The sequence below is a fragment of the Dyadobacter sp. HNCC25DJ183 genome (assembly GCF_056895175.1).
The window spans coordinates 649,348-663,999 of the sequence record NZ_JBXHAP010000002.1 but is presented as its reverse complement, the minus strand read 5'-3'; the positions used below and the strand labels follow the sequence as shown (position 1 = coordinate 663,999).

At 49.0% G+C, this 14,652-nt stretch carries 9 protein-coding genes; 8 read left to right on the top strand and 1 reads right to left on the bottom strand.

Annotated features, from left to right (window positions below; genetic code table 11):
* Nucleotides 1-44: 44 nt before the first annotated feature.
* Nucleotides 45-1,499, bottom strand: coding sequence for an arylsulfatase (locus AC1XTG_RS06810; protein ID WP_484841521.1), 1,455 nt, complete (start codon nucleotides 1,497-1,499; stop codon nucleotides 45-47).
* 371 nt (nucleotides 1,500-1,870) lie between these two features.
* Between AC1XTG_RS06810 and AC1XTG_RS06805 the strand changes: the two genes are divergently transcribed.
* The 8 genes from AC1XTG_RS06805 to AC1XTG_RS06770 all read left to right on the top strand — a co-directional run bounded on the left by AC1XTG_RS06805 (nucleotide 1,871) and on the right by AC1XTG_RS06770 (nucleotide 14,652).
* Nucleotides 1,871-4,972 (top strand): SusC/RagA family TonB-linked outer membrane protein, encoded by a 3,102-nt coding sequence (locus AC1XTG_RS06805; protein ID WP_484841431.1) that lies wholly within the window; start codon nucleotides 1,871-1,873, stop codon nucleotides 4,970-4,972.
* A gap of 27 nt (nucleotides 4,973-4,999) precedes the next feature.
* Nucleotides 5,000-6,757, top strand: coding sequence for a RagB/SusD family nutrient uptake outer membrane protein (locus tag AC1XTG_RS06800; protein WP_484841430.1), 1,758 nt, complete (start codon nucleotides 5,000-5,002; stop codon nucleotides 6,755-6,757).
* A gap of 127 nt (nucleotides 6,758-6,884) precedes the next feature.
* Entirely contained in the window at nucleotides 6,885-7,940 is a 1,056-nt protein-coding gene (locus tag AC1XTG_RS06795) for a LacI family DNA-binding transcriptional regulator (RefSeq protein WP_484841429.1), read from the top strand.
* Nucleotides 7,941-8,038: 98 nt separating this feature from the next.
* On the top strand, nucleotides 8,039-9,043 hold the full coding sequence (locus tag AC1XTG_RS06790; protein ID WP_484841428.1) for a Gfo/Idh/MocA family protein: 1,005 nt from the start codon (nucleotides 8,039-8,041) through the stop codon (nucleotides 9,041-9,043).
* Between the two features lie 34 nt (nucleotides 9,044-9,077).
* Complete coding sequence (locus AC1XTG_RS06785) at nucleotides 9,078-10,469, top strand: DegT/DnrJ/EryC1/StrS family aminotransferase (RefSeq protein ID WP_484841427.1); 1,392 nt, start codon at nucleotides 9,078-9,080, stop codon at nucleotides 10,467-10,469.
* A complete protein-coding gene (locus AC1XTG_RS06780) occupies nucleotides 10,466-11,836 on the top strand; it encodes a neutral/alkaline non-lysosomal ceramidase N-terminal domain-containing protein (RefSeq protein WP_484841426.1) in 1,371 nt (456 codons plus the stop codon). The genes AC1XTG_RS06785 and AC1XTG_RS06780 overlap by 4 nt, the downstream gene beginning before the upstream one ends.
* A gap of 8 nt (nucleotides 11,837-11,844) precedes the next feature.
* Complete coding sequence (locus AC1XTG_RS06775) at nucleotides 11,845-13,164, top strand: hypothetical protein (RefSeq protein ID WP_056280372.1); 1,320 nt, start codon at nucleotides 11,845-11,847, stop codon at nucleotides 13,162-13,164.
* 93 nt (nucleotides 13,165-13,257) lie between these two features.
* Nucleotides 13,258-14,652, top strand: a complete 1,395-nt coding sequence (locus AC1XTG_RS06770; protein WP_484841425.1) for a Gfo/Idh/MocA family oxidoreductase — start codon at nucleotides 13,258-13,260, stop codon at nucleotides 14,650-14,652.

Here is a 14,652-nt window from a genome sequence, read left to right as displayed (position 1 = left end):
ACAAAAAGAAATTATAATAACCTTTTACAATGCACAAACGGTAACTATTTTTCCGAATTCGTCGCCAGACTCCCGAATGGAAATACCACCGACGTCACGTGTGCGCGGTTCATGAGCTGGCCGAGCTCCTTGGCTTTTTCGGGGAATTGTGGTGTGAGGTTGGTTGTTTCAGCAGGATCTTTGGAGAGGTCGTAAAGTTCAACCAATGCATCGGGGTTTCCGGCTGCTTTCAGGCGGACTGCCTTCCAGTTGCCCTGCCGCACAGCCTGCCGCCCGCCTTGTTCGTGGAATTCCCAATACAGATAATCATGCTTTTTCTGGGTGGGCTTGCCTTTTAATGCATCCGTAAATGAGATCCCGTCAATATGGGCAGGCGCGGGCGTGTTGGCCAGCGCTGCGAACGTGGGTAATATGTCCCAGAATGCACCTATGTAGTCGCTTCTGGAGCCGGGTTTGATGGTACCCGGCCAGCGTGCCGCAAAAGGTTCGCGAATTCCGCCTTCGTACAAATCGCGCTTCACACCCCTGAACCCGCCGCTGCTGCCAAAGAACTTAGGATCCGCGCCGCCTTCCACGTGCGGACCGTTATCACTGGTGAAAATTACGAGCGTATTCTTGTCCAATCCTTTCTCTTTCAACTTGCTCATCACCTGCCCCACGTACATATCCAGCCGGGCTACCATTGCGGCAAAAGTGGCTCGCGGATACTCCTGAGACGCATATCCGCCCGGAGTTGCATTTGAACCATAGTCCGCGCCTCTGTAAAATTTCTCCTCAAACTTTCCTTTGTACTGTTGAAAAAGACTGTCATCGGGCACGAGCAGCTCGGCGTGGGGAAGTATGTAAGGCAGGAAAAGGAAAAATGGCTTTCCTGTCTGCTGTTTGTCCATAAACTGCAAAGCCTGCCGCTGGATCAGATCCGGCGCATAGTCCTTGTCATACATCAGGTTCTTATTCGCCTCCAGTACGATTTTCTCGCTGTTATCCCACAAATGGTCTGGATAGTAGCGGTGCGCGAGACTCTGACAGTTATAGCCGTAAAATTTATCAAATCCCTGCTTACCCGGCTCCCCCTCCGACCCTACCGGCCCCAGTCCCCACTTCCCGAATGCAGCTGTGATGTAACCCGCCTTTTTCAACACCTCGGCAATGGTTGTTACCGAATCGGCGATCGGGTACTGGCCTTCGGGTGCTACACTTTTATTGCCGCGAATGTAAGTATGACCGGTATGCTGACCCGTGAGCAGGGAAGAACGCGACGGTGCGCACACAGAAGTACCTGCATAAAACTGGCTGAAAATCATTCCCTCCCTGGCGAGCTTGTCAATGTTGGGTGTTTTGATCAGCTTTTGCCCGTTAAAACCTACATCGCCATATCCCAGATCGTCGGCCAGTATAAAAACAATATTCGGCCGGGCTGGTTTCGGAGACTGGGCTTTCAGTGTAGCTGGTGTCCATATAATGGAGAAGATGAGTGCTGATAAAATACTGAATTTCATCATATTCCTGTGAAAAGAAGTCAAAGCGAAAGTGATATGGCGGTGAGTAATCCCGGAATTTATCAAATTATCCTGTTCTCTACTGAGTTAGTGGACTTTTGTTTACTTAATTTTTGACGTCTGCGCAGTGTATTGAACAACATTATTCTACCAAAATGATTTTTAACAAAATATAATGACACACTTTGGATTTATGATTTACACTTTCTATCTTTCGGGTACGTACCCGATATATTTCCCTGAAAAGCTTACATTAAGTTCTGACAAGAGCCGCTGCATTTCTCATTTCAGGCGGTTTCCAGGATGAATTCAATTAAGTCGATGCGTGTACGTACCCGAAACTATTTCTAAACTCTAAACCCATTTCCTACATGAAAGAAGTAAAGCTCTACTATTTGAAGGTTTTTGCTTGCTGGGCGTTTACGGTGTGTATGTTACCCGCCTTTTGCCACGCGCAAACCGAAGTGCCGGTGAAAGGAAAAGTCACCGATAAGCAGGCGCAGATCGGCCTGCCGGGAGTGAATGTGGTAATTAAAGGCACAGAAAAAGGCGTTACGACTGATGCAGAAGGCAATTTCGAGATTGCAGCTGCCCGGGAAGCAGTACTCGTTTTTTCATTTATAGGTTACGAAAAACAGGAGGTTACCATCGGAAGCCAGTCGACTATTGACGTGATCCTGCAACCTTCGCTGACCAATCTGGAAGAGCTGGTGGTCGTAGGGTACGGTACTATGAAGAAAAGCGACCTGACGGGAGCTGTGATGCGGGTTAATAAGGAAGCCTACCAAAATCAGTCTATGACGCAGCTGACGGATATGCTAACAGGTACCGTCGCAGGTTTTTATGCAAATCAATCTACCACCGCAGCTGGCGGCGGCTCGCTGGAAATACGCGGGCCAAAATCGCTGAATGCATCCACTGAACCAATGATCGTGCTCGACGGAGTGATTTTCAATGGAAGTATCCGGGACATTAATCCATCTGACATTGAGACCATTGATGTCCTCAAAGATGCGAGCTCAACAGCCGTTTTCGGTGCACGGGCGGCTGCGGGGGTTTTGATGATCACGACCAAAAAAGGCAGCAAAGGAAAAACGACCATCAATTTTTCCAGTGAACTGGGAATTACCGAAGTGGCCAACGATTTCAAGCCATTTGACACAAACGGTTATCTGGATTTCAGAAGGGATATCCTGCGCGTAACCAACTCAGGAAATCCTGATTTCTACTACTTTAACCCGCAACAACTGCCGGCAGGTGTTTCCACCGAACAATGGAGAAAAGCCAGCAACAACCCGCAGCCCGACAATACCGACGAGTGGCTGGGCAGGCTGCGGCTTTTTCCTACCGAGCTCGAAAATTATAAAGCAGGCAGAACAACCGACTGGTACAACAAAGTAATGCAGCCAGGTTTGCGCCAAAACTACGATCTGAGCGTAGCAGGCGGTTCCGACAAATTCAATTACTACTATTCGCTGGGTTACACCAACAATGAAGGCGTGATAATCGGCGACAAGTTTTCCGCCCTGAGAACGCGTTTGAACGTGGATTTCACGATCACCGACTGGCTGAATGTAGGTGTTAACTCACAGTTTTCTGACCGGGACGAAAGTGCGGTACCAGCCAATCTCTCGGGAATGTTCAATTCCAGTCCGTACGGTTCGGAGTTCAATGCAGCTGGTGATATCAACTGGTACCCGCACGATTACCCGGGCGGGATCAATCCATTGATCAACTATTATGGGCAGGATAAATACAGGAAGATTAACAGTTTGTTTGCCAGCATGTTTGCCAAAGTGAAACTGCCTTTTGGTATTGATTACAAGATCTCTTACCAGCCGCGTTTTCAGTTCCTGAAAGACTATAACTTCTGGTCTTCACAAACCATAGTGGGCGGAAACGACCATTCAAACGGCTACGGAACCCGTCTTGAATCTTCCAATTACGAGTTTATCCTTGATAACCTTCTGCATTGGAACAAACAGTTTGGCAAACACAGCTTTGACGTAACAATGCTTTACAGTACCGAGAAAAACCGGAAATGGCATACGCAGATCAGCAATGAGATTTTTGTACCGAATCAAAACCTGGGCTTTAACGGACTGCAATACGGTACCAACCCGGCGTTAATGAACTCCGATACGATCATCACTGGCGACGCTATTATGGCGAGGCTGAATTACACATTTAACGACAAGTACCTTTTCACAGGCTCGGTCCGCCGCGATGGTTACTCGGCGTTTGGTATTAAAAATCCCCGCGCAGTATTCCCTGCCGCCGCATTGGCGTGGCGGATTTCGGAAGAAGAATTTTTCCAACTCGATTGGGTGAGCCAGATGAAGCTACGCGTTTCGTGGGGTGTGAATGGAAACCGCGAGATCGGAGCATACTCAGCATTGGCGCAAATGAACCAGAACCTGTATTACGATGGTACCAATGTGCAAGTTGGCGTATATAACCGTACGTTAGCGAACCACGATCTGGTGTGGGAGCGTACGCAGTCCATTAACATCGGTACGGATATCAGTTTGTTCAAAAACAGGGTCGATGTAAGTGCGGAATATTATGATATGACTACGACTGATCTGCTGATGAACCGCCTCCTTCCTCAGCTAACTGGTTTTCAAAGTGTTACTTCCAACTTAGGAAAGCTGGGTAACCGAGGTTTTGAAATGACTATTAATACAGTCAACGTGAGCAAACCTAAACTTAACTGGGGGTCGAGCTTTGTTTTTTCATTAAACCGGAACAAGATCAAAGAACTGTTTGGCGATTATGAGACGGTTGAAATTGACGGAAAACAGGTAACCCGTGAGCTGCCGGATTATTCGAACGAATGGTTTCCGGGGCAGGCAATCGACCGCGTTTGGAACTACAACATCACAGGCGTTTGGCAGACAGCCGAGAAAGATGCAGCCGCGGTTTACAGAATGGAGCCTGGCGATTTCAAAGCGGAAGATGTAAATAACAATGGGATGTACGAGGCTTTGTCCGACAAGAAATTCATCGGCTGGGAACGTCCAAGATTCCGTTTGGGACTTCGTAACGATGTCAACTTCCTGAAATACTTTACTGCTTCCATATTCGTACGGGCTGATCTGGGCCACATTGGTTCTTTTGCCGAAGCATTGCACCGCGGCTCGGAAACGTATGATCGCCGGAATACCTGGGCTATCCCCTATTGGACACCCGACAATCCGATCAATGATTATGCGCGACTGAATGTAAATGAGAATGCATTTGGCGGCGGCGTGATGATTTACAAACCACGCTCATTTGTGAGGATTCAGGATTTATCACTTGGCTATAACCTTCCTTCAAGTATTTCAGAGAAGATCCGGCTGAACAATGCGCGCTTGTTTGCTTCTGTCCGCAACCTGTACACATTTGACAAATGGCCCGGCTGGGACCCTGAATCAGGTTATTCACCAATGCCGCGGACTTACACATTCGGCGTTTCGGTTTCTCTTTAATGCATTGCAATCCCAATATCTGAAATCATGAAAAGGATCTTAAACATATTATTTACGTTGTTGCTGCTGTTTGTAGTAACTATTTCCTGTACCGAAAAATGGCTTGAACCACAGCCGCTTTCATTTTTTACCCCTGAAAATGTGTACACCGACAAAGCAGGTTTTGAGTCGCTGCTGATCACGATGCGCAAGGATCTGAAAAATGAAAACACCGGCGCGATCAACTTCCTGATCAACGAGTTTGCAGCTTCCGACCTGGGTGCAGCGAGTGTGCAGCTGGATTTTTACAAACTCACCCCCAATACCGACCGGTACTACAAGTTCCTGGCGATGTTCAACTCGGCTTATGCGTCGATCAAGAATGCGAACGTGCTGATTTCCAGGATTGACAAAATCAAGTGGACCAATGAAGCCGACCGCAATATGCTGCTCTCCGAAGCTTACTGGCACCGGGCTTACTGGTACTACCGGCTTGTAAATACGTACGGAGATGTTCCGTTTATCGGTGAAGAGCTGATCGGCGCGAAGCTGGATTTCAAAACGCACAGCCGCTGGGCGATCCTGAACAAGATCCAGTCGGATATGGAGTTTGCAGTGCAGCATTTACCCGCAACAGCAGCCCCCGGCGCAATTACCAAAGGCGCTGGCGATCATTTATTAGCCAAGATTTACCTGTCGAACATGCAGTTTGACAAAGCGATCGAAGCGACTACCCGCGTGATCAACGGACCTTATGCTTTGATGAAGAACAGGTTCGGCGTAGCTGCCGGTGATGCGAAGCGGAATGTGATCTGGGATTTGCACCGGCCTAAAAACTTCAACAGCGCCCAAAACACCGAAACGATTCTGGCAATCGTCGACCGGTTTGAAGCGCCTCCGGGGGCAAAATCTGCGGGTCTTTTGACCATGCGGCATTATAACAGCGCGTGGTGGAATGCGGTGGTGCGGGATAGTCAGGGAAAAGCGGGTACACTCGCCTCTGGACCTATGTACGATTCATTGGGCCGCGGTAATGGAAATGTGCGGCTGACGCCATTTTACCAATATGATCTGTGGAAATTCGGCAATGCAAACTGGAAGAATACCACTGATCTGCGGCGCGCCAATATCAACTGGGTAGACCTCGACGAGCTGCTTTACAACAATCCGGCCTCTGTCGATTTCGGAAAACCGATCAGACCACAAAATATGGCGGTATTGGCGGACACATTCTATTCGCTTTACGCAATGCCGCATTACATTACTTATGTACCCCAGGACGATCCAAAAGCAGCACCTTTCGGCGGAAATGGCGACTGGTACATTTTCAGATTGGCGGAAACTTACCTGCTACGCGCCGAAGCCCATTTTTGGAAAAATAATCTTGCCGCTGCCGCTGCTGATTTGAATATGGTCCGCGCGCGCGCCAATGCACTGCCAGTTGCAGCTGGCCAGGTTACCCTCGACTTTATTTTCGACGAACGTGCCCGCGAGCTTTTTGCAGAAGAGCCGCGCCACTCGGAGCTGGTGCGCGTTTCCTATATCATGGCAAAACTGAACAAAGGCGGCTACGATCTGGCCAATTTCAGTGCGAAGAACTATTTCTATGACCGGGTTTACTCGCGCAATAACTTTTACGAGAAAAAGGTATCGTACATCGGAAATGTGGCTTCCATTGCGCCATTCCACGTACTCTGGCCCATTCCGTCCATTGTTATTACAGCCAACACCCTCGCCGTGATCAATCAGAATGTAGGTTACGAAGGCGCAGAAAGGAATGTGGCCCCGCTTGAAACGATTGAGTAGCAAACATTGAAGGCTGCGCCGAAAGTATAACCCGCTCAGGTGCAGCCTTTCTTCATACCAGGGCTACTTCTTTGTTGTTTTTGAAAAAACGCGCTTTATATTGGGCAAAAATGCCTGTTAATACCCGATGAAAAAAGATACTACTTATTACGGAGTGAAGGAGATTGCACGGCGGGCCAATGTGTCTATTGCGACCGTCGACAGGGTCATTCACAACCGGACAGGCGTTTCTGAAAAGACCAAGCGGAAGATCAATGAGATCATCAAGGAACTTGACTATCAACCCAATATTCTGGCGAGCCGGCTTGCTTCCCGCAAAATCATCACACTGGCTGTAATCATACCCCGCGTTTCAGACGAAACCGATTTCTGGGAAGCGCCTTTGCGCGGTATCAGGCGGGCCGAGGCGGAAATCAAAAAGTACGGGATTGAGATACTGCATTTCTTTTTTGACCTGAATGACAAGAATTCTTTCGAAGAGCAGGCAGGCAAGCTTTTGAAGGAAGATATACAAGGGGTGTTACTCTCGCCTTCGTTTATCGAAGAATCGAAGGAGTTCGTTCAGGCTTGTCACGACAAAAAGATCCCGTTCGCATTCATCGACTCCGATCTGCCGGGCCAGGATAACCTTTGCTACATTGGTCCGCATTTGTACCAGAGCGGCTACGTAGGCGCCAAATTGCTGACCTACCGTTTGAAGGAAAACCACAAAGTGCTGGTGGTGAACATTTCTAAGGAAATCGACTACAATTACCTGCAGATCGAAAAAGGGTTCCGCTCCTATTTTACGGACCACGATCAGCCTTGCGAAATTGTGCGGATCGATATCCCGGATACGGATAACTTGTCAGTTACCAATGCATTGACCCGCATCCTGCATGAACACGAAGATCTGGAAGCCATTTTCGTTACCAATTCCAGGGTTTTTGCAGTTGCCTCCTTTTTAAAGAAGAGCAAGCGTACCGATATTTCGCTGATCGGATACGACTTTTTGAAAGAAAATATCAATTACCTGAACGAAGGACTGATCGATTTCCTGATCTGCCACAAACCCGAAGAGCAGGGTTACCGCGGATTAATGGCGCTTTATCAAAAACTGGTACTTGGCGCACCCGTAGAAAAGGTGCATTTTATGCCTATTGACATCATTACTAAAGAGAACCACGCATTTTATCAAAACTGATCATTTTGCAAATTCAAATATGTTAGTATATTTACGGGTACGTACCCGATCACACTACATCATTAATCCTATTCCTAAACTCTTTTCCTAAAATCTCTATGCATTCGCTTAGCAGAAGAACATTCATTTTACAATCGGCAGCAGCAGGCGCAGGTCTGGGCATGCTGGGCCACATGCCACTTTCAGCAAAGCCGGCGGAACGCAAACGGGTAGGTATCATCGGTTTGGATACCTCACACAGCATTGCGTTTGCCAAGGCGCTCAATGCAGCTACCCCCGACCCGGTTTTTGAAGGCTACAAAGTGGCGGCTGCCTATCCTTACGGCAGCAAAGAAATCGAGTCCAGCGCGAAACGCATTCCCGGTTACATTGAAGAGGTGAAAAAGCTGGGAGTTGAGATCGTCGATTCCATTCAGGATTTGTTAAGCAAAACTGACGTGATCCTTCTGGAAACCAACGACGGAAGGCTGCATTTACAGCAGGCGCTGGAAGTTTTCAAGTCGGGAAAAAGAATGTTCATCGACAAGCCGGTAGCAGCTTCCCTTTCTGACACGCTCGCTATTTTTGAAGCCTCGAAAAAATACAAAGTACCTATATTCTCTGCCTCATCCCTGCGGTATATCAAAGGCATTGAAGCGATCGACAAGTCGAAAGTACTTGGGGCGGATACGTATAGTCCGGCCGTTCTCGAAAAAACGCACCCTGATTTCTACTGGTATGGTATCCACGGCGTGGAGACGCTATACACCGTAATGGGCACCGGCTGCAAGAGCGTAACCCGCGTCAATACACCTAATACGGACATTGTAGTAGGTATCTGGGGCGATGGCCGCACGGGAACATTCCGCGGTACCCGCACGGGAAAACACGATTACGGCGCAACCGTATTCACACAGGATGGAAACAAAGTTCTCGGGCCCTACGGTGGTTATGAACCTCTTTTGAAAGACATTATAAAGTATTTTCAGACCGGGGAAGTGCCGGTAACACCCGAAGAAACGATTGAAATATTCGCCTTCATGGAAGCTGCCGACGAGAGTAAAAGGCAAGGCGGAAAAAGTGTATTGCTGGAAACAGTGCTGGCCAAAGCACGCAAGAAGTAAGCATCGAGTCCGTCACCCTAAACCCGGAAATCCCATGAAACAGTTTTTGAACAAACTTTCAAGGCGAAGCTTCATTAAACAAAATTCCCTTGCCGGAGCCGGCCTTGTGCTTGCTTCCACAGGCGCTGCCGATGCATTTTCTATAAAGGCGAATGCAGCTCAAAAGCCGGCTATCCTCGGCGGACCGGCAGCATGGAGTGCCGAAAAGTGGCCCACCTGGCCGCAGTGGAACCCTGAAACAGACGAAAAGCAGGTACTTGAAGTTCTGCGGAGCGGAGTATGGTCGCGGGCGCAGGTGGTTACCCAATTTGAAAAAGAATGGGCAGCCGCGCTGGGCGTGAAACGCTGCCTGGCTGTGGTGAATGGGACCAATGCGCTGGTAACTGCTTTGAACCAAATGGATATCAAAGGAGGCGACGAAGTACTTGTGCCTCCCTACACTTTCATTGCGACGGTTTCAGCAGTTTTGTCAAATGGTGCGATGCCCGTTTTTGTGGATATCGACCCGGAAACTTTTCAGATCGACCCGGCGAAAATTGAAGCGAAAATAACGCCGCGCACCAAAGCGATCATCGCCGTCCATATCCTCGGCTTGCCGGCTGATATGGACCGGATTATGGCGATTGCCAAAAAGCACAAGCTGATGGTGATTGAAGATGCCTGCCAGGCACATTTGGCTATATATAAGGATCAAAAAGTAGGTTCAATCGCGGATGCGGGCTGTTTTAGCTTTCAGAACTCGAAGAACCTGCCGATCGGTGAAGGCGGTGCGGTGGTGAGCAATAATGACCAGTTTATGGACCGCTGCTTTTCGTACACCAACTTCGGGAATGCGTACGGAACTGCCGTGGGCTCGGTGAGTGCGGGAAGTCTTATGCAAGGCACCAAACTCCGCTTTACCGAATACCAGGCGGCGATCGGCCTCGCGCAATTGAAAAGGCTCGACGCGCAAACCACGCTCCGCCACGAAAATGCCGAATACCTCAAATCGCTCATCAAAGACATTCCCGGGATCGTGCCTTATAAGTTGTACCACAATGTAAACCGCGGCGCATTCCACCTTTTTCCATTCCGTTTTCAAAAAGAAGGTTTTAAAAACCTGTCGCGCGATTTGTTCCTTACCGCGCTCCGCTCGGAAGGGGTACCCTGCGCAAGCGGCTACGCGACTTTGAACACCCAGCCTTACCTGAAAGACACCTTTGATTCGAAAAATTACCGGAAAATGTATCCGAAGGAAATGCTTGATATCAATGCATACAACGAGCGGAACAAATGCCCGGTGAACGACAAAATCTGTAACGAGGAGGCAGTCTGGTTTACTCAAAACATGCTGCTTGGTACAAAAGAGGATATGAAATCAATCTCGTCGGCGATAGAAAAAGTATACGCCCACGCCGATAAGATTAAAACTGCTGCGAAGAAATGAGAGCATTGCTGCTGGTTTTCCTGGTACTCGCGCAAACCTTCGCTTTTGCCCAAAACAAAGGATGGAAAGCAGGTGTGGCCAAAGTTGTGATCACGCCCGAAGGTCCGCTTTGGATGGCGGGTTTTGCTGTCCGCACGCACGCTTCGGACGGTAAGCTGCACGATTTGTGGGCAAAAGCGCTGGCGCTGGAAGATGCAGACGGAAAGCAGGCAGTACTGATCACTTCCGACTTGCTGGGTTTCCCGAAAGCAATGTCAGACGAGATACGCGCGCAGCTTTTTGCAAAATACAAACTCTCCAAAGCGCAGATCATCCTCAACAGCTCGCATACGCATTCAGGTCCGGTTTTGGGAAATGCATTATCTGACATTTATCCATTGCAGGCCGATGATCAGAATAAAATTGATGCTTACACCGCAGCCTTGGTCAGCCAGATCGTGACTTTGGCGGGGAATGCATTGAAAGCTTTGCAGCCTGCTACATTGCAGTCACAGAATGGCGTGGCGCGTTTTCAGGTGAACCGGAGAAATAACAATGCAGCTACGCTGGAAAGGCTGACTGAGATCACAGGGCCAGGTGACGCGGCTGTACCTGTACTGAAAGTAACTGATGCAAAAGGCAAAATGCTGGCAGTTGCATTTGGTTACGCCTGCCACCCTACCGTTCTGGATTTGTATAAATGGTCGGGAGACTATCCTGGCTATGCGCAGATCGAGCTCGAAAAGCTATATCCCGGAACTACCGCGCTGTTTTTCCAGGGCGCCGGCGCAGACCAGAACCCATTGCCGCGACGTACCGTGCCGCTCGCAATCCAATATGGAAAAACGCTTGCAGCCGCGGTGGAGCGCGTGCTGAGCGAGGATATGAAAACGCTCGAATCAAAACTCTCAACTGCTTATTCGGAAGTGGAGCTGTCGCTTACCACTGCGCCTACGAAAGAACAATTTACTGCATTGGCCAAAAATACGACAGGTTATCAGCAGAAATGGGCGAACCGGATGCTTGAAAAAATGGAGAAGAAAGAGCCTTTTACAACCTCCTACCCTTTTCCCCTGCAGGTATGGAAGCTGGGCGACCAGGCGATCATGACACTGGGCGGCGAGCTGGTGGTTGATTATGCCATTAATCTGAAGAAGATATTCGGCCAGGACACTTTCGTCATGGGCTATTCCAATGATGTGATGACCTACATACCGAGCGCCACCATCCTGCGTGAGGGCGGTTACGAAGGGGAAGCGGCGGCAATTGTATACGGATTGCCTGCTACCTGGGCTTCCGATGTGGAAATCAAGATTTTAAACGGAATGGTTGACCTCGCCAAAGAAGCAGGTGTGACCAAACCTGAATCCCGTGTGATCAAAAATTAGACTAAACAGTGACCCATACCCACCACCACCTCCGATTTGAAGCGCTTGATCATAAAGGATCACTTACAGCCCGGCACTATTATTCGGGTTTTGATCGCGCTCACGATACGTACAATGCGATTTCGGCTGCAAGCGACGGCAGGATTTACTACGTCCTTTCGTCGGATCAGTACGAAATCGGCGGACAAATGTTTGTGTTTGATCCGGAAACTGACGAGACACAGTTTATCGCCGATCTGACTGAAGTGTGCGGAGAAAAAGAGCTGAAAGTGATTCCGCAGGGAAAAAGCCACGTGCGGTTTTATGAAAGAAATGGCAAACTGTATTTCTCGACACACGTCGGTTTTTACCAGCTGATCGACGGAATGGATCGCTTGCCTGAAACACCGCCGGCGGGTTATCAGCTTTATCCAGGCGGCCACTTTCTTTCGTACGATCTCAAAACCGGCGCATTCGAAGATCTGGCAATCGTGCCGAATGGAGAAGGAATGGTATCGATGACAATGGACCGGGAGCGCGGGCATTTATACGGGATTACGTGGCCGCACGGGAATTTTGTTCATTATGATATAGATCAGAATAAGCTTAAAAACCTCGGACCGATTTCGGCAGATGGCGAGGCAGGTACACCGGGTGACGATTTCCGTTCCTTGTGCCGCTCGCTTTTCGTGGATGCCGAGCTGGCAGATGTATATTTTTCAGTGGCAGAAGGTGATATTTTTACATACAACCCGGAAGTAGGCGCTGTTCGGAAGTTGCAGAATGTGGATTTACGCCTTGATTATTTTGGCAAATACGATCCTACACGTCCGGGCAGCATGTCGTACAACTGGCGTAAGATCTTCTGGCACCCGATTGAAAAAGTAGCTTACGGCGTGCATGGAAACTCGGGTTACCTCTTCCGGTTTGACCCGCGCAAAGAGCAGATCGAAATCGTGGAACGCATTACTTCCGGACCTTCCAAAAGGAGCGGGATGTTTGATCAGTTCAGTTACGGTTACCTCGGCTTTCAGCTCGGTCCGGACCAGGAAACGATCTACTACCTGACAGGCGGCCCCATTTATGTCGATGGAAAACGGCTGAAAGGCGAAGAGCAAATTGCAAAAGGGGCTGCCAAGGGCCTGGAAAACCTGCATCTGATCACTTACCATATTCCTTCACAGACTTACATTGACCACGGTCCCGTGTTTTACGAAGATGGCGAAAGACCTACTTACGTGAACTCGATTGCAGTGGGCGCGAATGGCGATGTTTATACGCTTGCCCGGTTTGAACACAATGGAAAAACAATCCAGGATCTGGTAAGGATCCCTAATCCATTTGCCTGACCGACGATCAAAGTATATTGATTACCAGTATGATTTCAATTCCAATGCTTTTTTTCAACTGACAACGCAATTAAAATCTTAAACCTATATCCAATGACAACCAATCTGAACGATAACAACAACGCTGCTTCGGGAAACCAGGAAAGCGGCAACAACAGGAGAGATTTCATCAAGAAATCGCTTACAGGAGGCGCAGCGCTTGCATTCGGCGGCGTACTACCGGGCTTTTCTCCTAAGAGCTATGCCAAAATTATCGGCGCAAACGAGAAAGTGCGCGTAGGAATGATGGGCGTAAACAGCCGCGGACTCGCATTGTCTTCGAACTACGCTTTGCAGCCTAATTGCGAGATCGTGTCCATTTCGGATGTAGACTCCCGCGCTGCTGAAAAGGCGATCAGTACCGTTAATGAAATTGCCAAATACAAACCCGCGAACGTACCCGATTTCAGGAAAGCACTGGAGAACAAGGATATGGACGCGCTGGTAGTGGCAGCCCCCGATCACTGGCACGCACCAGCGGCGATACTCGCCTCAAAAGCAGGCAAGCACGTGTACCTCGAAAAACCTTGCAGCCACAATCCACATGAAGGCGAGTTGCTGATCCAGGCTGCAAAAAAGTATAAGAATGTAATTCAAATGGGTAACCAGCGTCGCTCATGGCCTAATGTAGCTGCTGCGATCAAGTCTTTGCATGACGGAGTAATTGGCCGGGTGTATTATGGAACAGGCTGGTATACCAATAACCGCGCATCAATCGGCATTGGAAAAGAAACAGCTGTGCCATCCTGGCTAAACTATGATTTATGGCAGGGACCAGCACCTCGCAAAGCTTACAAAGACAATGTGGTGCATTACAACTGGCACTGGTTCTGGAACTGGGGAACAGGCGAAGCCCTGAACAATGGAACCCACATGCTCGATCTTCTGCGCTGGGGCTTGCAAGTAGAATACCCGACGCGGGTAACCTCATCAGGCGGCCGATTCCGCTACAAAGATGATTGGGAAACACCGGATACGCAGGTGATCAATCTTGAATTTGCAAACAATACCATGATGTCGTGGGAAGGCCGCAGCTGCAATGGCCGCACCAATGAAGGGACTAGTGTAGGGGTTGTCTTTTACGGTGAAAATGGCTCGCTGCAGATCGGCGAGGGCAATACTTACCAGATTTTCGACCTTAAAAACAAACTGGTGAAAGAAGCGAAGAACGACTTCGTGATCGACCCGCTTAACAAGATGAACCCGTCACAGGGACTCGACGCATTGCATATCCAGAACTTCTTTGACGGTATCAAAAAAGGCACTGCATTGAATGCCGAGATTGTAGGCGGACACCAGAGCACATTGCTCGCGCAGCTCGGAAACATTGCGGTACGCTCCGGCGGTGTGCTGAATGTGGACCCTACGAATGGGCATATCAAGGGCAATAAGGAGGCGGAGAAGTTGTGGAAGAGAGAATATCAGAAGGGCTGGGAACCGACGGTTTAA